General features: G+C 62.6%; 16 protein-coding genes. 2 read left to right on the top strand and 14 right to left on the bottom strand.

What is annotated here, in order from left to right; genetic code table 11:
• Window positions 1–282 precede the first annotated feature (282 nt).
• Window positions 283–5427, top strand: coding sequence for a dermonecrotic toxin domain-containing protein (locus tag A462_RS02835; RefSeq protein ID WP_008439068.1), 5145 nt, complete (start codon window positions 283–285; stop codon window positions 5425–5427).
• Here the strand turns inward: A462_RS02835 and ureC are convergent.
• The 11 genes from ureC to urtA all read right to left on the bottom strand — a co-directional run bounded on the left by ureC (window position 5412) and on the right by urtA (window position 15598).
• Complete coding sequence (gene ureC / locus A462_RS02840) at window positions 5412–7112, bottom strand: urease subunit alpha (RefSeq protein ID WP_008439067.1); 1701 nt, start codon at window positions 7110–7112, stop codon at window positions 5412–5414. The two genes, A462_RS02835 and ureC, sit on opposite strands and share 16 nt — an antisense overlap.
• Window positions 7113–7240: 128 nt before the next feature.
• Window positions 7241–7549: an urease subunit beta gene (locus A462_RS02845; protein ID WP_003217389.1), complete on the bottom strand. Its 309-nt coding sequence runs from the start codon at window positions 7547–7549 to the stop codon at window positions 7241–7243.
• On the bottom strand, window positions 7546–8076 hold the full coding sequence (locus A462_RS02850; RefSeq protein WP_008439064.1) for a GNAT family N-acetyltransferase: 531 nt from the start codon (window positions 8074–8076) through the stop codon (window positions 7546–7548). Before A462_RS02850 ends, A462_RS02845 begins: the two co-directional genes overlap by 4 nt.
• A 5-nt stretch (window positions 8077–8081) precedes the next feature.
• Window positions 8082–8603: a GNAT family N-acetyltransferase gene (locus A462_RS02855; RefSeq protein ID WP_003217385.1), complete on the bottom strand. Its 522-nt coding sequence runs from the start codon at window positions 8601–8603 to the stop codon at window positions 8082–8084.
• A gap of 9 nt (window positions 8604–8612) precedes the next feature.
• Window positions 8613–8915: an urease subunit gamma gene (gene ureA / locus A462_RS02860; protein WP_003217383.1), complete on the bottom strand. Its 303-nt coding sequence runs from the start codon at window positions 8913–8915 to the stop codon at window positions 8613–8615.
• A 148-nt stretch (window positions 8916–9063) separates the two neighbouring features.
• Complete coding sequence (locus tag A462_RS02865) at window positions 9064–9903, bottom strand: urease accessory protein UreD (RefSeq protein ID WP_008439060.1); 840 nt, start codon at window positions 9901–9903, stop codon at window positions 9064–9066.
• A 30-nt stretch (window positions 9904–9933) separates the two neighbouring features.
• Window positions 9934–10632, bottom strand: a complete 699-nt coding sequence (gene urtE / locus A462_RS02870; protein ID WP_003217380.1) for an urea ABC transporter ATP-binding subunit UrtE — start codon at window positions 10630–10632, stop codon at window positions 9934–9936.
• 127 nt (window positions 10633–10759) lie between these two features.
• The gene (gene urtD, locus A462_RS02875) at window positions 10760–11620 is read right to left on the bottom strand and encodes an urea ABC transporter ATP-binding protein UrtD (protein ID WP_008439058.1); all 861 of its coding nucleotides are present in this window, start codon (window positions 11618–11620) and stop codon (window positions 10760–10762) included.
• Window positions 11617–12696, bottom strand: coding sequence for an urea ABC transporter permease subunit UrtC (urtC, locus tag A462_RS02880; protein ID WP_008439056.1), 1080 nt, complete (start codon window positions 12694–12696; stop codon window positions 11617–11619). The genes urtD and urtC overlap by 4 nt, the downstream gene beginning before the upstream one ends.
• Entirely contained in the window at window positions 12696–14198 is a 1503-nt protein-coding gene (urtB, locus tag A462_RS02885) for an urea ABC transporter permease subunit UrtB (RefSeq protein ID WP_008439054.1), read from the bottom strand. Before urtB ends, urtC begins: the two co-directional genes overlap by 1 nt.
• 134 nt (window positions 14199–14332) lie before the next feature.
• Window positions 14333–15598 (bottom strand): urea ABC transporter substrate-binding protein, encoded by a 1266-nt coding sequence (urtA, locus tag A462_RS02890; RefSeq protein WP_003217372.1) that lies wholly within the window; start codon window positions 15596–15598, stop codon window positions 14333–14335.
• A 297-nt stretch (window positions 15599–15895) separates the two neighbouring features.
• On the opposite strand from urtA, the gene A462_RS02895 reads away from it, so the two are divergent.
• Window positions 15896–21817, top strand: coding sequence for a hypothetical protein (locus tag A462_RS02895; protein ID WP_008439052.1), 5922 nt, complete (start codon window positions 15896–15898; stop codon window positions 21815–21817).
• Here A462_RS02895 and A462_RS02900 read toward each other — a convergent pair.
• Genes A462_RS02900 through A462_RS02910 form a run of 3 tightly spaced genes read right to left on the bottom strand, consistent with a single transcriptional unit; the run spans window position 21814 to window position 24553 of the window.
• Window positions 21814–22824, bottom strand: a complete 1011-nt coding sequence (locus A462_RS02900; protein WP_003217368.1) for a FecCD family ABC transporter permease — start codon at window positions 22822–22824, stop codon at window positions 21814–21816. The genes A462_RS02895 and A462_RS02900 overlap by 4 nt on opposite strands.
• Window positions 22821–23768 carry an ABC transporter substrate-binding protein gene (locus A462_RS02905; protein ID WP_008439045.1) on the bottom strand — a complete coding sequence of 316 codons (948 nt, stop codon included), beginning with the start codon at window positions 23766–23768 and terminating at the stop codon, window positions 22821–22823. The genes A462_RS02900 and A462_RS02905 overlap by 4 nt, the downstream gene beginning before the upstream one ends.
• Window positions 23765–24553, bottom strand: a complete 789-nt coding sequence (locus tag A462_RS02910) for an ABC transporter ATP-binding protein (protein ID WP_008439044.1) — start codon at window positions 24551–24553, stop codon at window positions 23765–23767. Before A462_RS02910 ends, A462_RS02905 begins: the two co-directional genes overlap by 4 nt.
• Window positions 24554–24600: the final 47 nt, after the last annotated feature.

Genomic DNA, 24600 nt, shown 5'->3' with positions numbered 1-24600 from the left:
GGGCATTCCTTTGGGTAAGCAAAGGAAAAAGGCTACTGAAAACCGCTGTGGATTAATAAGTCGAAAAGCCGCTGGATAGCACGCAATAGTTAACGCATCGGCCCCGGATTACCTATGGATCGACGACTTAATTACCCCATGGAAATCCCCCCGTGTGCATCAAGCCTGTCAGCGCTTTTTGAGTGTTCGTCCATGGGGGGCAATCCGTTCAAATAGCTACCGCCGAGTGCCGGGGGCGACTGATTAAGGTCATTGCCTTAATTTCCCTATCGGTACTCGTTTATGCCAGCACCTCAAGCCTCCACCTCGCTCCTGCCGGGCGGCGAAGGGCGTCACTATGCACAGATCAAAGCCGCCATCCCCGAAAGCCTGGTCAGCGCATCTCCTGCCCTGCGTGCAGCCATCACGCAGGCCAAGCCAGAGATCCCCGCCTGGTATGCGGCCACCACCCCGGCACAGAAGGCTGCGCTGCAAAACCTGTTGGAGGCGAGCATCAAGTCTCACACTGCACTGGAGCAAGCGACCGGCAAGGTGCAAGAGGTCAACGCCTTCGCCCGGCCATTGCTTGAAGCCGCGTTGAAGGCCGCCGGGTTTGAGCTGGACGTCAACCAGGTGCATCTGCGCCTCTATGTACCGGTCGAAGGTCTAGCGACAGGCTACCGGACCAAGACTTTGTCCCTGTTGCAAGCGGCCTTGAACAATTTTGAAGCGCGCGAGACCCGCGCCGGGTTCTTCGACAGTGCTTCAGGCTTTATCACCGCTCCCGGCGCGGATGGCCGTTTCGAGCGCCATACCACGACCCTGACGATCGAGACCTTCGCCCGGTTATGCCGCGACCTGGACCTGGGCAGGCTGTACCAGGAACACCTCACCACCTACCTGCTGCCCGTGCAAACCGTGTCCAGGAACCTGCTGCGTGAACGCTTTATCACCCGGCAAAAGGACGCCTTCAGAGCCGCCGCCTACGTGGCGTTGCTCAAAGGTGATATTCGCAGCGACGACTACGCGCTACTGCTGCGCATCGCCAATGGCGAGCGACGCATCAAGCACGAAGGCAAGCAGGTCTGGCACCGCTGGCCCAGTATCATGGAACTGCAAATGCACGGCTGCCTCATGATCGACCCGAGCGTGGAGCATGGGTATGGCACCTGGCTTATCGTCTACATCCCCGACCACCCCGAGCACCCCATCAAGCGCTACAAAACCTTTGCCGACTATGCAGAGGAAACGACCCGTGAGCTGACCGCTTACAGACCCGAGGACTATTGGGACAGCAGGGGTGTTCAGGTCACGGCCCACCAACAGTTTTTCTCACGGTTCATCGGGAAAAAATACCTGGCTTACTACTACGGGCGGTTCACCGAGAAACGCGTCGATGAACCGCAAAGGCGCGTGGCCCTGGGCCCTGATCCAGCGTGGCGACAGTACTACGCAAGAAAATCCCTTACCGAACTCCAGGCGATCAACGCCGTCATAAAGTCCCCGCGACATATCAGCCGCACGCCGCAGGACCAGCCAAACCTGAACCTCAACGCCCACCCGATCAAGGGGCTGTGGATCGACGTCGACCCTTGGGACGAGCTGTACGCCGACATGCGCAAGCGCGCACTCGACGATGGGTTGAGCATGGCGATACCCACCGCTCACACCGACGCGGCTGGCCACGACCGGCGGATGGCGCATCTGATGAACATCGGCCTGTTCACCTTGAACCTGGTGTCGATGTTCATTCCGCCCTTGGGTGCACTGATGGCGGTGGTCACGGCCGGGCAACTGCTGTACGAAGTGCTGGAGGGCGTGGTTGAACTCGGCCAGGGTGACCGCGAGGCCGGCTGGGCGCATATCGCTGACGTGCTGGAAAATCTCGCGCAACTGGCGGTGGGCGGCGCTGCGTTGCATATCAGCCTGTCGCCGTTTATCGAAGGACTCAAGGCGGTCAGGCTGCCGTCGGGCAAGGCCCGCTTGTGGAAGCCGGACCTTGCGCCCTATGCGCAGGACATCCGACTGCCGGCAGGCTCGGTTCCCGACCAGGCGGGACTACATACCGTCAATGGGCGCCAGGTGGTGTCGGTGGACGGCAATCGCTACGCCGTGACCGCGCAAGACGAACCGGGCGTGTACCGGGTCCAGCACCCCAGCAGGCCCGAGGCGTATGAGCCTCAGATCGTCAACAACGGTTCTGGCGCCTGGACCCATGAGGCCGATGAGCCCCTGACGTGGCAAGGTGTTCCGCTGATGCGGCGACTGAGCCATGTAATGGAAGGCCTGAGCGATACGCAGTTGGAGCAGGTGCGCAAGATCAGTGACACCGACGAAAGCGTGCTGCGCCGGCTGTACGTGGAAAGCGAGCCCACTCCGGCCATCACACTCGATACGGCGGTGCGCATGCGGGCTTACGGGCGTGCCGAAAGCTTGAGCGGGCAGATCCTTGCGGGGTCGATGTCGATGGACCTGGGTAGCTACGCCGCGTCGTTGATGGTGGAAATGACCGGCTGGCCGCCCGGCAGGACTATCGAAGTATTTGACGGCCAGGGCACCAGCAGGACAGCTGCGTTGTATGGCCAACCTCATGCGCCCGGGACGGAACTGATCAGCATCAGCCGCATCGACCTGTTCGGCGGCAAGCTGCCGGCGTTGATCGTCGAGAGTTTGCCCGAGGAGCAGCTTAAAAACCTGCTCGGCCAGCATATGCCCTACGGGGCCGCGCTGCGTAGCCAGGCGTTGCAGGCTCGCCTGGGAATCTATGCAAAACAGTCCCTGCGGCGGGTGTTCGACAGCCTTTACCTCGGGCGGTCATCGCCTGGCAGCGCCGAACTGCAACTGTTCGCGCGCGACTTCAAAAGCCTGCCACCGGTCATGGTCGAGGAACTGCTGGAAGGTGCCAGCCCCTCGCAGAGGGCGAGCCTGGTCAACAATCGCAAGATTCCCCTGGAGCTGGCGCAGCAAGCGCGCCAGAAACTTGGGGAATTGCGCCTGGCCCGGGCGTATGAAGGGCTGTACCTGGATGCGTTGGCCAATGCTGACACTGAAGCCCTGGTGCTCAATACCCTTGAGCACCTTCCCGGTTGGCGGGACAGCCTGCGCATTGAAGTGCACGAAGGCTCGGTGAGCGGGCGCCTGCGTGCCAGCTATGGCCTACCTGGGTCCAGCAACCTCAAACTGCTGGTGCGAGTGGGCGATGGTCAGTATCAGGTGTTTGACACCCAGGGCAACGAGTTACATGGGGTCGATAGCTTGTACGATTCCTTGCAGCACGCACTGCCGGAGGCTCATCGCCAGTCCGTGGGGTTGTCCGAGGTCGGGCAGGGGCCGCAACTTGGAAGGTTGATTCAACAGCACGCCCTGTCCCGTGCCGGCCTGCGCAAGGTGCTGGGCATGCAACCGTTGGGCTCACCCTTTTTCATTTCGCCGCAGCGCTCTTCTCGCGGGCGGATCGGTTATGCCTGGAGTGGTCGTGGTGCGGGCTCCTGGGAGCACAACGTTCGCCAGCGTATCAAAGCCCTCTACCCCACTTTTGACGAAGTGCAGATTGCCCAACTGCGTGCACCTTACACGCCGGCCGACGACACCTGGCTCATCTCTCTGGAGCAGGAGTACGAAATGCTCCGTTCCACCTTGGAGACCTGGGAAGCATCACCGATCCAGGGCTTTGGTGAGGCCAATAGCGCTGAATACCGAGAGCAGCGTGCCATCCGTAAAGAACTTCGCAAGGTGTTGATTCGCGCCTGGAGGCGTAACGGTGAGGTTGATGTGGATAGTTCCGGCAATCCCCTGGGCCAGAAGATCGAAGTGAGCGAGATTGACATACAACCTCAGTTGGCGTCGCTTCCGGCGCTGAGCGCCAACTTTGATCATGTCACTTACCTGGAAATATCCAGTGCGGAACTGACCAATGCCGTCGAGCCTTTCCTGGCTCCCTTTCGCGGCTTGCGCACCCTCAACCTGGAAGACAACCAGCTCACTCGCCTGCCCCTGTTGCTTGAGCATCTGCCCAGGCTTGAGACGTTGATACTGGCGGATAACGAGATTGTGCTGGACGTCGCGGCCGTCAACCGATTGAAGAACCTCACCCGGCTCCAGACACTCGAGCTGGAGTCCAACCCGCTGGGCATGGCGCCGGACATCAGCCGGATGCGCCGGCTGTATCACGTTTCATTGGGCGATACCGGGCAGCGTGGTTGGCCCATTGGGATCTTCGCCAGGCCCCGGCCTCGCGAGTTCAACCTGGACCTGGAAGGTAATGCGCTCGAGGTGCCGATAGTCGAGCCAGGTTCAGCGCAGGCTGCGATTCTTGCGCGCACCCGTGTTACTCGCTCCTTGCTGACGCCCGAAGGCCTTCGCCAGCTCAAGCAGTACATTGCATCTGTAGGTATGGACCCGGAGCGGCAGTTTCCACCCCGAGGGATGCAGGACAGCATCCAATGGAAGTCCGGCCTCACCGACATGCAGTGGAGGGACTTGCAGCCCCTATGGAATGCCTTGGAAGAGTCCAGGGGCGCCGAACCGTTTTTTAACGAAATCCGCAAGTTGAGCGAGTCTGCCGATGCAATGTCGGAAGACTTCGCGCAAGACCTTACGGCCAAGGTCTGGCGAATGTTGCGCGCCATGTACGACGACACCCGGCTGCGTGAGAAGCTTTTCGACATGGCGAGGGCGCCTACCAGCTGCGTTGATGCGGGTGCCCAATTGTTCAATGCCATGGGGATCGAAGTGATGGTGTATGAGGCTTGGACCAACCCTCACCCCGACGTGGTCGAGCAACTGATGTTGACGGTGGCCAAAGGCAGGACCCGGCTCAACAAGCTGGGAGAAATTGCTCGCGCCCGGGTGGCGGCATTGAGTGAGCAAGGCCGCAAGTTCCCCAATGATCGGGACCGGGGAACCGACTCTGCTGGAAACCCCGAACGGGCTATCGACGAAGTGGGGGTCCATCTGGCGTTTTCCACCGGGTTGGCCCAACGGCTTGAGCTGCCCTGGCAATCAGCGGATGTGATGTACCCGGAACCCGACGTCACCCCGCAGATGCTGGACGATGCTTTTGATCGGGTCATGGCATTGGAGGAGGGCGACCTGCTCAGGGATGCGCTCGTCGAGCTGGACTTCTGGGGTGAGTACCTTGAGCGTTCGACGCCCGCGGCCTTTGTCTGGCTGACGCGCAAAAGGGCGGCGCTGGAAGACTTGACGAGTGCCCTGAATGATCTGGCGGCCAATGGTCGATTGCTTGAGTCGCAGAAGATGGCCCTGCGCAATACCCTGCGCAATTCGGCCCTGATGCTGGACAAGTCGGTTGAGGATTTTCCTCCCGGCACGCCCATGCACCAGGACGTCTATGATGCGCTTGCGGTGAAACTGCACGAGGAGCGCAAGGCGATTCTCCAGAGGCTCACTGACGAGGCTCTGGAAATCGCGCTTCAGAACAGAAAGTAACGCTGCGCCATCGGCAGCACATCCGCCGGTTCACACCACAGCAACACACCGTCGGCCTTGACCTGATAGGTCTGCGGGTCGACCTCGATATCCGGCAGGTAATCGTTGTGGATCAAGTCGGTTTTCTGCACCGCGCGGCAACCCTTGACCACGGCGATCTGCTTCTTCAGGCCCAATTGCTCGGGCAAGCCTGCCGCCAACGCCGCCTGGCTGATAAAGGTCAGGCTGGTGGCGTGCAGCGAGCTGCCGAAGCTGGCGAACATCGGGCGGTAGTGCACCGGTTGCGGCGTCGGGATCGAGGCATTGGCGTCGCCCATCAGGCTTGAGGCAATCGCGCCGCCCTTGAGAATCAGGGTTGGCTTGATCCCGAAAAACGCCGGGCGCCACAGCACCAGGTCGGCCCACTTGCCCACTTCAATCGAGCCCACTTCGTGGCTGATGCCGTGGGTAATCGCCGGGTTGATGGTGTACTTGGCGATGTAGCGTTTGGCGCGGAAGTTGTCATTGCCTTCGCCGTCGCCAGGCAATCGCCCGCGCTGTTTTTTCATCTTGTCGGCGGTCTGCCAGGTGCGTGTGATTACCTCGCCGACCCGGCCCATGGCCTGGCTGTCGGAGCTGATCATCGAGAACGCGCCGAGGTCATGAAGGATGTCTTCGGCGGCAATCGTCTCGCGACGGATGCGGCTTTCGGCAAAGGCCACGTCTTCGGCAATGCTCGGGTCCAGGTGATGGCAGACCATCAACATGTCCAGGTGTTCGTCGATGGTGTTGCGGGTGAACGGCCGGGTCGGGTTGGTGGAGCTGGGCAGCACGTTGGGGAAACCGCAGGCCTTGATGATGTCGGGCGCGTGACCGCCACCGGCACCTTCGGTGTGATAGGTGTGGATGGTGCGGCCCTTGAAGGCGGCGAGGGTGGTTTCGACAAAGCCGGATTCGTTGAGGGTATCGCTGTGGATCGCCACCTGTACGTCGTACTCGTCGGCGACGCTCAGGCAGTTGTCGATACTCGCGGGCGTGGTGCCCCAGTCTTCATGGAGCTTCAAGCCAATGGCGCCGGCCTTCACTTGTTCGATCAACGGCTCCGGCAGGCTGGCGTTGCCCTTGCCGGTGAAGCCGATGTTCATCGGGAACGAGTCGGAGGCCTGGAGCATGCGCGCCAAGTGCCATGGGCCGGAGGTGCAGGTGGTGGCGTTGGTGCCGGTGGCCGGCCCGGTGCCGCCGCCGATCATGGTGGTGACGCCGCTGGTCAGTGCTTCTTCGATTTGCTGCGGGCAAATGAAGTGGATGTGGGTATCGATGCCGCCGGCGGTGAGGATCATGCCCTCACCGGCAATCACTTCGGTGCTGGCGCCGACACAGATGGTCACGCCGGGCTGGATGTCCGGGTTGCCGGCCTTGCCGATGGCAAAGATGCGGCCGTTCTTCAGGCCGACGTCGGCCTTGACGATGCCCCAGTGGTCGATGATCAGCGCGTTGGTGATCAGGGTGTCGACCACCTCATGGGCGAGCAGTTGGCTTTGGCCCTGGCCATCACGGATCACCTTGCCGCCGCCGAATTTCACTTCTTCGCCGTAGACGGTGAAATCCTGTTCGACTTCGACGAACAGCTCGGTGTCGGCCAGGCGGACCTTGTCACCAACGGTGGGGCCGTACATGTCGGCGTAGGCTTGTCTGGAAATCTTCATGTGTTTAGTTCCTGATCGTTCCCACGCTCTGCGTGGGAATGTCGCCCTGGACGCTCTGCGTCCGCTCTTGAAGGTCGTGACGCGGAGCGTCACAGGATGCATGCCCACGCAGAGCGTGGGAACGATCATTAATCCAGGTCGCCCATGATGCGCCCGGCAAACCCGAACACCCGGCGTTTGCCACTCAGCTCAACCAGTTCCACTTCACGACTCTGCCCTGGCTCAAAGCGCACGGCGGTGCCGGCCGGGATGTTCAGGCGCATGCCACGGCTGGCAGCACGGTCGAACGTCAGTGCGTCGTTGGTCTCGAAAAAGTGATAGTGGGAACCAACCTGGATCGGCCGGTCGCCGCTGTTGGCTACGCTCAGGGTGGCGGTGCGCCGGCCCACGTTGAGTTCGATGTCGCCAGGCTGGATCTGAAATTCGCCAGGAATCATGCAGGTTGCCCCAGGGTCTTGAAGTAGATGGCGGTCGGGGTGTAGCGCCCGTCCGGGCTTTGGCAGTAGTCGGGCAATTCACCGATCTTGGTATAACGCAGCGACTGGTAGAAGGCTTCGGCGCCGGAGCCGGCTTCGGTGTCCAGGTACAGCAGCCCGCGTTTGTACTGGCGGGCGCTCAGTTCCAAAGCGCTCATCAGTTGCTGGCCGAGGCCACGGCGCCGGGCCTCGCTGTGCACCAGCAGCTTCTGCACTTCGGCGCGGTTCAGGCCGTTGGCTTTCATGCACAGCGCCAATTGCACGCTGGCGATGACGTGTTCATCACGCACCACCACCCACAGCAGCAGGCTGCCATCGGTGAGGCTGGCCTGCACGCCGTTGAGATAAGCGCTGGCCTGGGTTTCATCGAAGTCGGCCATGAAACCCACCGATGCGCCGTGCTTCACGGCGTCCAGCAACAGCTCAATCAAACCCGGGCGGTAATGGGCAAAACTTTCGGCATTGACTCGACGCAGTTGGGCGTTCATCGGTGTCACTCCTTGGGCGGCACAGCGCCTGGGTTGAGCGTCAGTTGCATGAAGGTCAGGTCCAGCCAGCGTCCGAACTTGGTGCCGACCTGGGGCATCTGCCCGGTGGTGATGAAACCCAGGCGCTCATGCAGGCGGATCGAGGCCTGGTTGCCGCTTTCGATGGCGGCGACCATCACGTGTTTGTCGCAGGTTTTCGCCCGCTCGATCAGCACCTGCATCAACTGTGGGCCGAGGCCTTTGCCGCGCTGGTCGTTGCGCACGTACACCGAGTGTTCGACGGTGTGGCGAAAGCCCTCAAAGGGCCGCCAGTCACCGAACGAGGCATAGCCGATGACCTGCTCGTCTTCGACGGCCACCAGGACCGGATAAAACTGCGACTGACGAGCGCTGAACCAGGCCTGGCGGTTGCCCAGGTCTACCGGTTGTTCGTTCCAGATCGCCGTGGTGTTGAGCACCGCGTCGTTGTAGATATCGCGAATCCCTGGCAAATCGGCGTGCACCGCATCACGAATCAAAAAGGACATGGTCGGGCCTCAGGCGATGGGTTGGTGGACGGTGACCAGCTTGGTGCCGTCGGGGAAGGTGGCTTCCACCTGGATGTCCGGGATCATTTCCGGGATGCCTTCCATCACCTGTTCGCGGGTGAGCAGGGTGGTGCCGAAGTGCATCAGCTCGGCCACGGTGCGGCCATCGCGGGCGCCTTCCATCAACGCGGCGGAGATGTAGGCGATGGTTTCCGGGTAGTTGAGCTTCACACCGCGCGCCAACCGTCGCTCGGCTACCAGGCCGGCGGTGAAGATCAGCAGTTTGTCTTTTTCCCGTGGGGTCAGGTCCATCGTTCAAGGTCCACTATGAAATACATTCGTAAAAACACCGGAGATCCAATGTGGGAGCGGGCTTGCTCGCGAATGCGGTGTGTCAGTGAATGCATCTTTGCCTGACCCACTGCATTCGCGAGCAAGCCCGCTCCCACATTTTTAATCTTCATGTGCTCCAGATTCTCGGTGATACCGCTTCTCGGCCCAGCACGGCCGGGCGCAGCAGGCGCCACAGTGCGATCAGCCAGGCTCGCGCCAGCAGCGCTTCACTGGCCAGGCAGCGGGCCACCAGCAGGCCGGGCAATTGGGTCAGGTCGCCGCGTACCGGGTGGGGCAGGGAGCGACATTGTTCGAGCAGTTCAGGGTCGATTTCGCCGGTCACCAGCAAGGTCGCAAACACCGGTTGCCCGTCCAGCCCGATGGGTGAGTCGAGCAAACCGTCGGCGCCCACAATGCGCTGGCGCTCATGCCAAATCAACTGGCCGTCGCGGCGGATATCCAGGTGCGACTGGAAGTGCCCGAGGTCGAAACGCTCGCCGCTGGCGGAGCGCCCGAGGGCGACCACGTCCCAGTAAAACAGCCGGGCATCGCCTTGCAGGTCGATGCGGGTGGTGAGTTCGGCCTGGGCGGCGCTGAACACGATGGTCTCCTGCGGCAGCCATTCCAGCGTCGCGCCCGCCTCAACCGTCAGCTCCAGTTTCTGATACGCCGGCCCGCCGGCGCGGTACCACTTGGCCGCGCCGGGGCTGGTCAGTTGCGCCCACGCACCTTCGGCGACATGGGCGCTGATATCGAGACGATCACCGCCGGCAATCCCGCCCGGCGGGTGCACGATGATGTGCTGGCACACCTCGGGGCCTTCGGCGTACAGATGCTTTTGCACCCGCAGTGGGCCGAGGTGGCGGCGCATCACTGGGCGCGTGGTGTCGCCGAAACGCGCGTAGCCGAGTTCCAGCTCGGCGTGCCAGCTTGGGGTGAACAGCGCGGTGGGGGCAGGTAGGGTCATGGTCAGTGCTTATCGTTAGGACGCTACAGATTAGATCGTAACGAGCCCGCGCACACCCTCGCTTTCCATATTTTCTCCACGCCCCTGCTGGACGATTTCGCCCCGGGACATCACCAGGTACTGGTCGGCCAGTTCCGCGGCAAAATCATAGAACTGCTCCACCAGCAGAATCGCCATGTCGCCGCGTGCCGCGAGCTTCTTGATCACCGCGCCGATCTCCTTGATCACCGACGGCTGGATGCCTTCGGTGGGTTCATCGAGGATCAACAGGCGCGGGCGGCTGGCCAGGGCCCGGCCGATAGCCAGCTGCTGTTGCTGGCCGCCGGACAAGTCACCACCCCGGCGTTGCTTCATTTGCAGCAGCACCGGGAACAGCTCGTAGATGAAGGCGGGCACTTCCTTGGCTTCGGAGCCGGGGAAGCGTGACAGGCCCATCAGCAGGTTTTCTTCCACTGTCAGGCGGCCAAAAATCTCCCGGCCCTGGGGCACGTAAGCGATGCCGGCGTGCACCCGCTGGTGCGGTTTGAAGCCGGTAATGGCGCGGCCTTCCCAGTTCACCGCACCTTCCTTGGCCGGCAGCAAACCCATCAGGCACTTGAGCAGGGTAGTCTTGCCCACGCCGTTGCGGCCCAGCAGGCAGGTGACTTCGCCGACTTTTACCTCAAAGGAAAGCCCGCGCAGGATGTGGCTACCGCCGTAGTACTGGTGCAGCTTGTCGACTTGCAGCATGTTCAGTTCCCCTTAATGATCGTTCCCACGCTCTGCGTGGGAATGCCGCAATGGACGCTCCGCGTCCGCCGTGTGACGCAGAGCGTCACCGGATGCATTCCCACGCGGAGCGTGGGAACGATCAGGTTCAGCGACCGAGGTAAACCTCGATCACCCGCTCATTTTCCTGCACCTGTTCCAGCGACCCTTCGGCCAGCACGCTGCCCTGGTGCAACACCGTCACGTGGTCGGCAATCGAGCCGACAAAGCCCATGTCGTGTTCCACCACCATCAGCGAATGCTTGCCCGCCAGGCGCTTGAACAGCTCGGCGGTGAACTCGGTTTCGGCATCGGTCATGCCCGCCACCGGTTCATCCAGCAGCAACAGTTGCGGGTCCTGCATCAGCAACATGCCGATTTCCAGGAACTGTTTCTGGCCGTGGGACAGCAAGCCGGCCGGGCGATTGACTGAAGTGGTGAGTCGGATGGTGTCGAGCACTTCGCTGATGCGGTCTTTCTGCTCACCACTCAAGCGCGCCCGCAGGCTGGCCCACACCGATTTGTCGGTCTTCTGCGCCAGCTCCAGGTTTTCAAACACGCTGAGGGCTTCGAATACCGTGGGCTTCTGGAACTTGCGACCGATGCCGGCCTGGGCGATCTGCACTTCGCTCATGCTGGTCAGGTCGAGGGTTTCGCCGAACCAGGCCTTGCCGTGACTGGGCCGGGTCTTGCCGGTGATCACGTCCATCAGCGTGGTCTTGCCCGCGCCGTTGGGGCCGATGATGCAGCGCAATTCGCCGACGCCGATGTACAGGTTCAAGTCGTTCAATGCCTTGAAACCGTCGAAGCTGACGCTGATGTCTTCCAGGGTCAGGATCGTGCCGTGGCGGGTGTTCAGGCCTTTGCCGGCGGCCTGGCCGAGGCCGATGGCATCGCGGGCGCTGCCCTGGTCTTTATTGGGTTCAAGGATAGGTTCGAGCATAAATTCGGCCGTCGCTGTGATCCTCATTGGTCGCCCCTCTTCTTCAGCAGGCCAATCACACCCTTGGGCAAATACAGGGTGACGATGATGAACAGCGCACCGAGGAAGAACAGCCAATACTCAGGAAACGCCACGGTGAACCAGCTCTTCATGCCGTTGACCACACCGGCGCCCAGCAGCGGGCCGATCAAGGTTCCACGCCCGCCGAGGGCCACCCACACAGCGGCCTCGATGGAGTTGGTCGGCGACATTTCGCTGGGGTTGATGATGCCCACTTGCGGCACATACAACGCGCCCGCCAAACCACACAGCACCGCGCTCAACACCCACACGAACAGCTTGAAGCCACGCGGGTCGTAGCCGCAGAACATCAGGCGATTTTCCGCATCCCGCAGCGCTGTCAGCACCCGGCCGAACTTGCTCTGGGCCAGGCGCCAGCCGATGAACAGGCTCGCCACCAACAACACCACGGTGGCCACAAACAGCGCCGCTCGCGTGCCCGGCTCGGTGATGCCAAACCCGAGGATGCTGCGGAAATTGGTAAAGCCGTTATTGCCGCCAAACCCGGTCTCGTTGCGGAAGAACAACAGCATCCCGGCGAAGGTCAGGGCCTGGGTCATGATCGAGAAGTACACGCCCTTGATCCGTGAGCGGAAGGCGAAGAACCCGAACACCAGTGCCAGCAATCCCGGTGCCAACACCACCAGGCACATCGCCCAGAGGAAGTGGCTGGTGCCGGTCCAGTACCACGGCAACTCGGTCCACGACAAAAAGGTCATGAACGCCGGCAGCTCATCGCCGGACGCCTGGCGCATCAGGTACATGCCCATGGCATAACCGCCCAGCGCAAAGAACAGGCCGTGGCCGAGGGACAACATCCCGGCATAACCCCACACCAGATCCAGCGCCAGGGCGACGATGGCATAGCACAGAATCTTGCCCACCAACGTCAGGGTATAGGCGGAAACGTGCAGCGGATTTTCCGGTGACAACAGCGAGAACAACGGCAGCGCCAGCAGCAGGATCAGCACCACTGCACCGACCGCGACAGTCACCTTGGGGCCGGCCTTTTGCGCGGCCGTAAGCATCAATGGCTGGTTCATCAGTCGATCACCCGTCCTTTCAGTGCGAAGAGTCCTTGCGGGCGTTTCTGGATGAACAGAATGATCAGCGCGAGGATCAGGATCTTGCCGAGCACGGCACCGATCTGCGGTTCAAGAATCTTGTTGGCTATCCCCAGGCCGAAGGCGGCCATGACGCTACCGGCCAACTGGCCGACACCGCCGAGTACCACCACCAGGAACGAGTCGATGATGTAGCTCTGGCCGAGGTCCGGGCCGACGTTGCCGATCTGGCTCAGGGCCACGCCACCGAGGCCCGCTATGCCGGAGCCGAGGCCAAAGGCGAGCATGTCCACGCGTCCGGTGGGCACGCCGCAGCAAGCGGCCATGTTGCGGTTCTGGGTGACGGCCCGCACGTTGAGGCCCAGGCGCGTCTTGTTCAGCAGCAGCCAAGTCAGCACCACCACGAACAGCGCGAAGGCGATGATCACGATGCGGTTGTACGGCAGCACCAGGTTGGGCAGCACCTGGATTCCCCCGGACAGCCACTCGGGGTTGGCCACTTCAACGTTCTGCGCACCGAACACCAGGCGCACCAGTTGGATCAGCATCAGGCTGATGCCCCAGGTGGCGAGCAGGGTTTCCAGCGGGCGGCCGTAGAGGTGACGAATCACCGTGCGCTCCAGGGCCATGCCGATGGCGGCGGTGACAAAAAACGCCACCGGCAGCGCGATCAGCGGGTAGAACTCGATGGCCTGGGGCACGTAGCGCTGCATCAGCAACTGCACCACATAGGTGGAGTAGGCGCCGAGCATCAGCATCTCGCCGTGGGCCATGTTGATCACCCCGAGCAGGCCGAAGGTGATCGCCAGGCCGAGCGCCGCCAGCAGCAGGATCGAGCCCAGGGACATGCCGCTGAAGGCCTGGCCGAGAATCTCGCCCACCATCAGTTTGCGTTTGACCTGGGCCAGGCTGGTCTCGGCGGCGGTGTGCACCGTGGCGTCGGCTTCGACGCCGGGAGCGAGCAGGGCTTCCAGGCGAGTGCGGGCCAGCGGGTCGCCGGTGCCGCCGAGCAAGCGCACGGCGGCCAGGCGCACGGCCGGGTCGGGGTTTACCAGTTGCAGGTTGGCCAGGGCGAGACTGAGGGCTGTGTGTACGTCATCATTGGTTTCGCCGGCGAGTTGCTGGTCGAGGAATTTCAGCTGCGCAGGTTGTGCACTTTTTTGCAGAGTCTGGGCGGCGGCAAGGCGCACCTTGGGGTCGGCAGCGAGCAATTCCTGGCTGGCTTGCACGTTGTCGATCAGGCCGCGCAGGCGGTTGTTCAGGCGTACGGTCTTGGTTTCGCCGTTGACGCTGATCTGGCCTTGTTGCAGGGCGTCCACCAGCTCGATGCGCGCCGGGTCGGGCTGGGCGGCCCAGTCCTGGAGCAGCTTGGCTTGTTGCATCGGGTTGGCGTTGATGAAGTCTTCGGCGTCGCTGGCGTGTGCGGCGAGGGGCAGCAACAGCAGGGCGGCGAGGATGAAGCGGTATAGGGCAGTGGGCATACAAAATGTCCTGATCATGCACGGACAATGTGGGAGCGGGCTTGCTCGCGAAAGCGCTGGCTCAGTTTCGGATGCGTCGACTGACACACCGCTTTCGCGAGCAAGCCCGCTCCCACATTTAGACCGAGTCGGTCTTAGTTGCTCTTGACGGCGTAATCCGGCTTTTTGTCATTGCCAGGGATATACGGGCTCCACGGCTGGGCACGAATCGGCTCCTGGGTCTGCCACACCACCGAGAACTGCCCGTCAGACTGGATCTCGCCGATCATCACCGGCTTGTGCAGGTGGTGGTTGGTCTTGTCCATGGTCAGGGTGAAACCGGACGGCGCGGCAAAGGTCTGCCCGGCCATGGCTTCACGCACTTTGTCGACGTCGGTGGACTTGGCTTTCTCCACCGCCTGCGCCCACATGTGGATGCCCACGTAGGTGGCTTCCATCGGGTCGTTGGTCACGGCTTTGTCCGCGCCCGGCAGGTTGTGGGCCTTGGCGTAGGCTTTCCAGTCTGCGACGAATTTCTTGTTCACCGGGTTCTCCACCGACTGGAAGTAGTTCCAGGCGGCGAGGTTGCCCACCAGCGGCTTGGTGTCGATGCCGCGCAGTTCTTCTTCACCCACGGAGAAGGCGACGACCGGTACGTCGGTAGCCTTCAGGCCCTGGTTGGCCAGCTCTTTGTAGAACGGCACGTTGGAGTCGCCGTTCACGGTGGAGATCACTGCGGTCTTGCCACCGGCGGAGAATTTTTTGATGTTGGCCACGATGGTCTGGTAATCGCTGTGGCCGAACGGGGTGTAGACCTCTTCGATGTCTTTATCCGCTACGCCTTTGGAGTGCAGGAACGAACGCAGAATCTTGTTGGTGGTGCGCGGGTACACGTAGTCGGTGCCCAGCAGGAAGAAGCGCTTGGCGCCACCGCCTTCTTCGCTCATCAGGTATTCCACCGCCGGGATCGCCTGCTGGTTCGGCGCCGCACCGGTATAGAACACGTTCGGCGACATCTCTTCGCCTTCGTATTGCACCGGGTAGAACAGCAGGCCGTTGAGTTCTTCGAACACCGGCAAGACCGATTTGCGCGACACCGAGGTCCAGCAACCGAACACCACGGCGACCTTGTCCTGGGTCAGCAACTGGCGGCCCTTTTCAGCGAACAGCGGCCAGTTGGAGGCCGGGTCCACCACTACCGGTTCGAGCATCTTGCCGTTCACGCCGCCCTTGGCGTTGATCTCGTCGATGGTCATCAGCGCCATGTCTTTGAGCGAGGTCTCGGAGATCGCCATGGTCCCGGACAGCGAGTGCAGGATGCCGACCTTGATGGTCTCGGCGGCCTGTACCGTCCAGGTCATGCCCATCGCGGCGATGGATGCCGACAGTGTGAAAGCCTTGATCAAGCTGCGACGCTTCATTGTGCAATCTCCATGACTCAATGATGTGATGAGGGAGTGATTGCAAAGGCTGTGCCGGGGCGCGCAAGCGTGGTGCGCGCGAGCCGTGACCGGGCTATGGGGGTGGGCGATGCACCAATGCGGCGCCAATCAACGCAGGCTGTGCGTGCAGGCGCACCCTGATGGTGCCTGGCGCCCCGAGCCTTAACTATCTAATGCCTGCGTCCAGCCAAACCCTTGAAAGTGAAGCCTGCCTGGTGCCCCCGGCAACCCAGGGGCAGCGCCAGTTTTCTTAACTTCACTCAAGTGACGATGAACATGGACAGTACTCACATTCAAGACGATCAAGTGGCGATCACGCGCAGGCCGGTTCCCCATCTGGGGCCGGCATTCGTCACCGACCATGATGCCGCCCATTGGGCGCATCAACAGATCGGCAACCGGCGCGAGACGGTATTTGGCGGGCTGGTTTTCAAGCGTGATGACGGGATGTACCTGCCAAGCGTGCCGGTGGCCGGCACCGCCACTGCATTCGACTTCCAGAGCGACCTGCTCAAGGTAGATGCCAACAGGAATTTCCTGGCGTACGAGGGCCACAGCGTTCACGCCCTGTACAGTTCGCGCGGCGAGGATGGCACCCGACGCTCCGCGCAGATACAGCACTGGACAGGCGCGCAGCGCCGCCTGGATCGCAGCTTTTTCCCCATCAATATCCTGCGCATCATCATCCAGGTGCGCATGCTGTGCACCCGTTACTACCTGTCCGGGTTCTATGGCTCGCTCATCCAGTATGAAAGCAGCGGCTCTGCGACTGAGGCCAGCTTCTTGAACCAGTTGATGGCGGCCAAGCCTGCGGCCGATTTCGACGACTACATCGCCTTTATCAATGAGACGGCCAGGGCCGGCTACCTGCGGGTCATCGTTGCCAACGCCGAGCTGGGTGGAAAGCCTGGCCAACTGCTGGCGCCGTGGACCCTCAATCAAACCCTGTCGCAAATCGGGCAGGACGCACTGGCGCCTCTCGCCAGCCAAGTCAGCCGCCGGTGGCAGGACGCGGTGCGATCAGTCTTGCCGCCGCTGGGGTTTGCACGGCAGGAGAGTCTCTTTGGCTACCTGTACAAAAGCGCGTCGAACCAGTACGTGGCCGAATTTCCGTCGGATGAACTCAAGGCGGCGTTTGCGCTGACCAGTGGCAAGTTGTCACTGCCAAAAGTGCACAAGGCGGACAGTGAGTTTTTGACCTTCGGTATTTACTGCTCCCTATCACTGCAAGCGAAACCGACCGTGGCGAAAGAGTCGTGGCTGGCGGAAAACTTCTTCACGGCTTCTGCGTTGGCTGCCGTGGTGATGATGGCGGGGACCGACGACCTGGGCTTGCACTTTTACTTGCGCGCCAACGACGGCGCGCTGCTGATGTACCACTGCACAGGCTCGCAGGCGCAGTCTCAGTTGTTCGCCAATCGCGGTGCGGATCTCGACAGGCGCCTGAAAGACGGTACCTTGAGCCCTTCCGAGTTTGTCCGGCACGTGGCCGCCGTGGGCACGCTGACGGTGGTTGAGGCCGGACGGATATGGGACTCAGCCGGGGTGGTGGGACCGCAATGGCGGGCCTTCGCGAAAGTCCATGCGTCGCTCAGCCCTGCCTTCGTCACTGTCGATGATGTTGCACGCTACCTGCATTACAAGGTGGGTTCACCCCATGGCTCCTTTCTCCAGGCTTACATCTTCAAGCGCAGCGATGGGCTGTTTGTGGCCTCCAGGCTGTCAGACCCTGACAGGTGGCTGTCGTTGTGGGGTGGGGCATTGCCCACCGACAACGCTCTGACGCGGGTCGAGCTTGAAGGGCACCAAATGGTTGGCGAGTTCAATCGACCTGTCTACGACCTGGCCGAGGTGCGTGCCAACTATCCTCAAAAAACCTCGCGACAGCTGGCGTTCCTGGTCAGTACACCGTCGACTCAAGCGATCGACATGACGCTGGTTTTTTCCGATCAGATCAAGGTGCTTTACACCAGCGGAACGAACGGTACGTTGATCAAATACGCTGTCAGCGGCTCTCGGGCCGAGCGTGAATTCGGCGAGTACCTGGCACAAGTTGAACGCGATGGCCAGGGTGTGGCCCGCGTACAAGGTTTTGACGGCACGCGTGAAGGGCTGATCAAAGAGCTGGTAAAACTCGGTGAGTTGACGGTGCTGCTGGCGGATGAGACCTGGTACAACGTCCAGGGCCGGGTCCCGGCCACCTGGGAGCCCGAAACGCCTTTCGCCGCCGCAGCCCCCATTGATATGCCCCTGAGCTGGGTTTTCACTGACCTGGCAACCGCCGCCCGTTATGCCCATGACCGTATGCAGGCAACGGCGGATGGCCGGCGAGTCGGTTGCATCCTCAAGCACTCGAGTGCAGAGCAGTATGTGGTCAGCGAGCCTTGCGCACCGATACCCGCCGGCGAAACCCTTTTCGTGTTGGCGAATGTTTTTGGCAATGCCAGCCTGCCGCCAGGCTTCGCCCTGCGTGGCTGGTACTGCCGCAGCGCACCGGACGCCACCGGCATCGGCGCCGAACCCTGGTTGTACGAGGGCTTTATCGACACCACGGATTTTGCCCAGGGGATTGCCGCGCTGCGCATCCACCCCGAGAGCAATCTGGCCTTCTACCTCAGCACGGCGGACGGCGCTCAACTGGCCTATGACGCTTCCGGCTCGGCCGAGGAAAGCCAGCTCTACCAGGTGCTGCCCGATGGCCGGGTGACGGACAACGGGCTGGGGGATGAACTGCGGGCCGCCACCGTGACGCCCCACGAGATGATCCAAAAGGTCGCCGCCGCCGGGGCGCTGTCGGTGTTGCAACCGGGCACGTTGTGGGATGTGGCGGGGCTGGTCGCCGACACCTGGCGACCTTACGCCCTGGCACCCCGCCCGCAACTGAGCCGCGGGTTTCTCCAGATAGAAGACGCGGCACGCTACGCCCACGGGCAAATCGGCAGCTGGCGTGAGGGCGAATACTGCGGCTATATCCTGCAGCGCCCGGACGGTCTCTACGTGGCCACTGAGCCATTGCCGGCCAGCGACGCCGGGCGCTTTGCCCTGGGCGTTGTCTACCCCCAGGACGTCAAGGGCCGCTCACTGCTCCCGCCCGGTCACATGCTGAAGGCCGTGTACGGTTCCAGCCGCGGGGTTTCGTTGCTGGAACCCGAGCGCCTGCAGCGCCCGGGCTGGTCGCGGGACGATGCCTGCCTGGAGGCGCAGATGTTCAGCGCCCTGGACGTGCACACGCTGATCCGCAATCGCCAACAGGTGTCCGTGGCCTACCTGTCGGGCGCCGAAGATTGTTTGCTGGCGTATGACCTGATCGACTCTGCCGCCCAGGCGAACCTGTTCAAGGCGCTCGACCCCTTGCCCCATCGCAGCCCAACGGCCCTCAACCTGGCCAGCGGCACGCTGACGGCGCGGGAGTGGATCAGCCAGGTGGCGGCGGCCGGCAGCGTGCGGGTGGTGCAGGCCAACCCGTTGTGGGGCGCGCCGGGGCTGATCGCCGAACACTGGCGGCCACGCCTGCCGATACCCCGGCGCGAACGTCCGGAGCAGATTGCCTATGGCCCGGTCTGCGCCAGTGCCGCTGACGCGGCTCGGGCACTGCACACGCGCCTGGACCATGAAGCACCGACGCAAACCGGTTTCGGTTTCATGCTCAAGCATCGCGATCAGGACGCCTTTGTCTGCTCCGAGCTTGTACCCGCCTGGGATAGGGCCGGGCTGTTCGCCTTGAGCGTCGTGTTTGCCGTGGATGACGAAGGCGAGTTCATTTACCCCGCGGGTTATCAACTGCACGCCTTGGTTTACCGGCGCAACTGGATGCCACAGGGGCTGACCACCGCCGAACACTGGCTGGCGCAGCATTTTATTTCGGCCGGGGATCTGGCCAGTGCCACCGTCGAGGCCAAGCGCCAACGGGAGACAGGCGCACTGACGGGCTTGCCGGTGTTTATCTCGACACTGGACCAGGCGCTGCTGCAGGTACAAACGCCGGTGGCATCGACGCTGTTCAACCCGGTGCGTCAGCCGTCGGGGGTCTATGAAGACGTGCAGACCTTGATGGCCAGCGGGCAGCTCTCGGCGGTCGGGTTTGTCAACGAAGTGGCGAAGTTGAGCTGGTTGAGCGTTTTGGTGCCGAGCGAATGCTGGGCGTTGGCGGGTAAGCTGGATGTCAGCCAGGCCCCATGGACCGCCTTCGCCAACTTTATGCGTCGCCCATTGAGCCCGCTGTTCAGCAACCAGGCCGATGCGGTGCGTTACGTCCAGCAACAGTTGGGCACACAGCGCGACACGCTGCAAGGCGGGCTGGTGTTGCAGCGCAACGGCAAGTTTGTCGCGACCCTGGCGGTGCCGGTGTTGAGTGAAGACTTCGACCCGAACGTCATCCTGCCGGGCCTGGACGTCAGCCAGGCGCTGCTGGCCCCTGGTTGGAAAATGGTCGCGCGCTACCGGTCACGTGTCGCCCGGGTGCTGGAGTTCTGGTTACCCTCTGAAGAAAACGCGGTGTATCAAAACCTGTTCTCGACCAAAGTACTGGAGACCGCCCTGAAGTCGGGTCACCTGTGGACCCACGAATACCTGCTGACGCCCGACGGCTCACTCATCGGTTTCAGTACCCAGGACGCCGAGCGCAGCTTGCTGGATTCGGCCCGGCGCAACGAAGCGACGCAGTTGCTCAGCCACCTGGAAACCTCCCTGGCCCCCAACAGCCTGGCGTTGCACGACCCTTACAGCAATGCCATCGAGCAGCAGATGCGCAGCGGCCGCAAGAGCCCCACCGAGCTGGTCAATCAGCTGGCGCGGGTGGGGACTTTGCAGGTACTGGAGGGCGGCCCGTTGTGGGGCTCTGCCCAGCGTGTGCTGCCGGGCTGGATGCCCGGCCTGGCCTACGTTGCGCCGCAGGCGGCGGTCCATGCCGTGGCGGATCGGCAGCTGGGCCCGGTGTTCAAGCATGCTGACGACGCGGCACGCTATGGTCATCAATACGCCCAGGGGCGCGCCGATTTGAGCTTTGGCGTGATTCTCAAGTCCTCCGACAATGGGCATTTTGTCGCCTGTGCGCCGGTCAAGGGCGACGACCTGGGCTTTGCCCTCGACCGGGCGTTCCTGCGCGGGCAGTTGCCGAGCGGGTACAGCCTGCAAGGCCTGTATCTGAGGCTGCCGCAGCGTGCTGCGCCCGAGTTGCCCCAGGCCGAAGGCTACGCGCAACTGATGGCTCCGGCCGTGGTGCTGGCGGCGCTGAGCTTTTTGCGGGTGGCACAGAGTGAGCGGTTCCTGGCGTTGCATGTGTCATGTGCCGACGGCTCACTGTTTCGGTACCAGGCGGTGAGGATCGACCCGGACTGGGATTCCAGCCGCCGGCAGGCGGCGTATCTGAAACACCTCAACAGTCGTGGCAGCATCGACAGCCATGTGTTGAAACTGGTGGAGTCCGGCGAGCTGCGGGTACTCGACAGCAGCCCGTTCTGGGATGCCTTGTTGCCCCGGATAAAGCGCCTGGCCACGACACTGGCAGTGCGCGATACCCGCATGGCCCTGGGCCCGTTGTGCGCCCACCCGGACGATGCCGCGCGCCAGGTATGGCAACAGGTTGTGCCGCTGGAGCACCAGGCGCGGCTGGGAGCGGTGCTGGGCAACGGCGACAGCGACACCTTCATCGCCGTGCAACCGGTGGCAGACCCGGGCCCCTCGGTGGCCGTGGGACTGCGGCCGGACACACCGGCCTACAAGGCATTGTTCGAAGGCATCATGAACCTCGGCTACCCCAGCACATCGACCCGCTACCCGGCGGGCTACAAGGTGATGGGCGTCCAGCAGTTGTTCAAGCTCGACACCGAGCGCCAGCATCTGGCGGATCGCTACGAAGAAGGCCTGGCCCACAACTTCATTGCCCAGAAGGAAATCCGCGGGTTCATCGAGATGCTGCGCCAGGACAAGATCGCGGGGGCGCGTTACTACTTCACCCCGGTGCACGGCGCGTTGATTGTGTATGAGCCCAGCTATCACGCGGACGAAAGCCAGTTGCTGCGCGATGACTGGATCGACGAAGACACGGGTGTGGTGAAGGTCAAGCCCAGCGAGGTGATCCGCCGGTTGGCGACCTCGGGCAAGCTGACCATCCTGGAAACCGATCGCTTCTGGCAACCCCGCAGCCAGGTGGCGCGGCGCTTGTTGCATGCATTCAAGCAGGCCGACCAGGGGGTTTAACGCCGCCGCATCAGCCCGATAAAAAACAGCCCGCCAATGGCCGCCGTGGCCACGCCGATGGGCAGGTCTTCGGGGGCAATCATTGTGCGGGCCGCCACATCCACCCACACCAGGAACACACTGCCCAACAGCACGCACACCGGCAGCAAACGCCGGTGTTCGGCACCTACAAGGCGCCGGGCAATGTGCGGCACCATCAGCCCGACAAAGCCGATGGAGCCGCTGATGGACACCAGCACGCCGGTCATCAGCGAGGCGATCAGGAACACCTTGAGCCGCACATTGCGCGCGTTCAGGCCCAGGGTCACGGCGGTCTGTTCGCCGGCCATCAGCGCATTCAACGGGCGAGCCATCCCCAGCAGCAAAACCAGCCCCAGCAACACCGTGGCGAAGGGAATGGCCAGTAGTTCCCAGCGCGCCAACCCGAGGCCGCCGAGCATCCAGAACATCACCGCCGAGGCCGCGCGATGGTCGCCCATGAACAGCAGCAAATTCGCCACCGCCATCATCACGAACGACACCGCCACCCCGCACAGCAGCAGGCGGTCACTCTCCAGCCGACCGTTGCGACTGGCCACCGCCAGCACCACGATCATGCTCAGCAACGCACCGATGAACGCCGCGATGGGCAGGGTCAGCAAGCCGATCACTTCACCCACATGCAGCACCACGATCACCGCGCCGAGGGTGGCACCGGAAGTCACGCCCAGCAGGTGCGGATCCGCCAGCGGGTTGCGCGTTACCGCCTGCAACACCGCACCGATCAACGCCAGCCCTGCGCCCACCAGGGCACCGAGCAGCATGCGCGGCACGCGGATCAGCCACACGATATGTTCCTGCCCCGCGCTCCAGTCCACCTCGCCAACGCCGAAGGCTTTATGCAGCAGGATCCGCCACACCACGTCCACCGGTACCCGCGCCGAGCCGAACCCCAGCGAGACCACGCACGAGATCAGCAACAACGCGCCGAGGGCACTCAGCAGCAGGGCATAGCGACGGGTAATCATTCGCCGTGAAACCCCTTGGCCAGGGTTTCAACCGCCAGTACGTTGTCGATGCCCGGCGTGGCCTGCACGTAGGGGATCACGATAAAGCGCTGGTTCTTGATCGCGTCCACCGATTGCAGCGCCGGGTTGTTCAGCAGGAACTGCTCTTTTTGCTCGGCGGTGATTTCGCTGTAGTCGACGATCACGATGACCTGCGGGTTGCGCTCCACCACGGTTTCCCAGTTGACCCGGGTCCAGCTGGCGTCCACGTCATCCAGAATGTTGCGCCCACCGGCGGCGTCGATCAGCGCCTGGGGCATGCCCAGGCGGCCGGAGGTCATGGCGCGGTCTTCGCCGCTGTCGTAGAGGAACACGCGAGGCTTGTCGGCCGGCAGGTTTTCCTGCACTTGGGCGACCTGTGCCTGCATCTGCGCGATCAGTGCATTGGCGCGGTCCTGCACGTCGAAGATCTTGCCCAGGTTGCGCAGGTCGTTATAGGTGTCTTCCAGGGTGGCCGCCGGGCGCTTCATCACGAAGGCGCAGGACTCGGTCAGCTCGTAGACGTTGATGCCCAACGGTTGCAGGGTTTGCGGGGTGAGGTCGCCACCGACGCGCATGCCGTAGTCCCAGCCGGCGAAGAAGAAGTCGACGTTGGCGTTGAGCAGGGTTTCCACCGACGGGTATTTGCTCGCCAGTTCCGGCAGGCCGTCGAGAATCTGTGCCATTTCCGGGGTGACCGACTTCCAGCCGGTCACGCCGCTGTAGCCGGCCATGTGCGACTTGAGGCCCAGGGCGAGCATCATCTGGGTCATGTTGATGTCGTGGCTGACCGCGTGTTTTGGTGCCTCGGCGAAGGTCACTTCGCGGTTGCAGCTCTGGATTTTCAGCGGGTAATGGGTCGCTTCGGCGAACGCCTGGGAAGTGCCGAGCAGCAACGCGAGAGACAGCAGGGAGCGCAGGATCATGGTTGGGTTATCCAGGTGATTCGGGGGTAGCCGGACAAGGGGTGAGTGTCGATCAATGCTTCAACGCCGAACACTTCGCGCAGCAATTCGGCGGTCAGCACTTGGTGAGGTGTGCCGCTGGCGACGATGCGCCCGTGGTTGATCACGTACAGCCGATCACAGAACGCGGCGGCCAGGTTCAGGTCGTGAATGCTGGCCAGGGTGCCGATGTTCAGGCGCTTGACCAGTTGCAGCAATTGCAGTTGGTAGCGCGGGTCGAGGTGGTTGGTCGGTTCGTCGAGGATCAGCAGTTGCGGTTGCTGGGCCAGGGCGCGGGCGAGGATCACCCGCTGCTTTTCTCCGCCCGAGAGGGTGGCGAAGGCGTGGTCTTCAAAGCCCAGCAGGCCGACGTTATCGAGGGCCTGGCGGATCAGGTTCTGGTCTTCAAGCGTATCGCTGTCGAACAGGCCCTTGTGCGGTGTGCGGCCCATGGCGACCACTTCATCCACCCGCAGGCCGAAGGCGTCGGGAAACTCCTGGAGCACCACGGCAATGCGTTGCGCGCACCACTTCGAGGATTGCTTCCAGACGTTCTGGTGTTCCAGCAGCACCTCACCGTCAGCCGGTTTGCTGAACCGATAGGCGCAGCGCAGCAGGCTGGTCTTGCCGCTGCCGTTGGGGCCGATCAGCCCGACGAACTCACCGGCGTTCACGTGCAGGCTGGCGTCACGCAGTTGGAACTGGTGATGACAGTGCTCGTGGCCTGGTGGGGTCCAGGCGAGGGCGGTGAGGTTGAGTGAGGTCATCTTTACTCTCAGGTCCAACACAGGACAAATGTGGGAGCGGGCTTGCT

Origin of the sequence: Pseudomonas sp. Ag1 (assembly GCF_000278565.1) — a bacterium.
Classification (GTDB): domain Bacteria; phylum Pseudomonadota; class Gammaproteobacteria; order Pseudomonadales; family Pseudomonadaceae; genus Aquipseudomonas.
This window is presented reverse-complemented; position numbering and strand designations above follow the sequence as displayed.

Coding starts and splice junctions, on each gene's coding strand:
- A462_RS02845 (WP_003217389.1), bottom strand. CDS start 7,549: ATGATTCCTGGCGAATTTCAGATCCAGCCTGGCGACATCGAACTCAAC.
- urtD (WP_008439058.1), bottom strand. CDS start 11,620: ATGAGGATCACAGCGACGGCCGAATTTATGCTCGAACCTATCCTTGAA.
- A462_RS02905 (WP_008439045.1), bottom strand. CDS start 23,768: ATGATCCTGCGCTCCCTGCTGTCTCTCGCGTTGCTGCTCGGCACTTCC.
- ureA (WP_003217383.1), bottom strand. CDS start 8,915: ATGGACCTGACCCCACGGGAAAAAGACAAACTGCTGATCTTCACCGCC.
- A462_RS02850 (WP_008439064.1), bottom strand. CDS start 8,076: ATGAACGCCCAACTGCGTCGAGTCAATGCCGAAAGTTTTGCCCATTAC.
- A462_RS02900 (WP_003217368.1), bottom strand. CDS start 22,824: ATGATTACCCGTCGCTATGCCCTGCTGCTGAGTGCCCTCGGCGCGTTG.
- A462_RS02835 (WP_008439068.1), top strand. CDS start 283: ATGCCAGCACCTCAAGCCTCCACCTCGCTCCTGCCGGGCGGCGAAGGG.
- A462_RS02895 (WP_008439052.1), top strand. CDS start 15,896: ATGGACAGTACTCACATTCAAGACGATCAAGTGGCGATCACGCGCAGG.
- urtA (WP_003217372.1), bottom strand. CDS start 15,598: ATGAAGCGTCGCAGCTTGATCAAGGCTTTCACACTGTCGGCATCCATC.
- A462_RS02910 (WP_008439044.1), bottom strand. CDS start 24,553: ATGACCTCACTCAACCTCACCGCCCTCGCCTGGACCCCACCAGGCCAC.
- ureC (WP_008439067.1), bottom strand. CDS start 7,112: ATGAAGATTTCCAGACAAGCCTACGCCGACATGTACGGCCCCACCGTT.
- A462_RS02865 (WP_008439060.1), bottom strand. CDS start 9,903: ATGACCCTACCTGCCCCCACCGCGCTGTTCACCCCAAGCTGGCACGCC.
- urtB (WP_008439054.1), bottom strand. CDS start 14,198: ATGCCCACTGCCCTATACCGCTTCATCCTCGCCGCCCTGCTGTTGCTG.
- urtE (WP_003217380.1), bottom strand. CDS start 10,632: ATGCTGCAAGTCGACAAGCTGCACCAGTACTACGGCGGTAGCCACATC.
- urtC (WP_008439056.1), bottom strand. CDS start 12,696: ATGAACCAGCCATTGATGCTTACGGCCGCGCAAAAGGCCGGCCCCAAG.
- A462_RS02855 (WP_003217385.1), bottom strand. CDS start 8,603: ATGTCCTTTTTGATTCGTGATGCGGTGCACGCCGATTTGCCAGGGATT.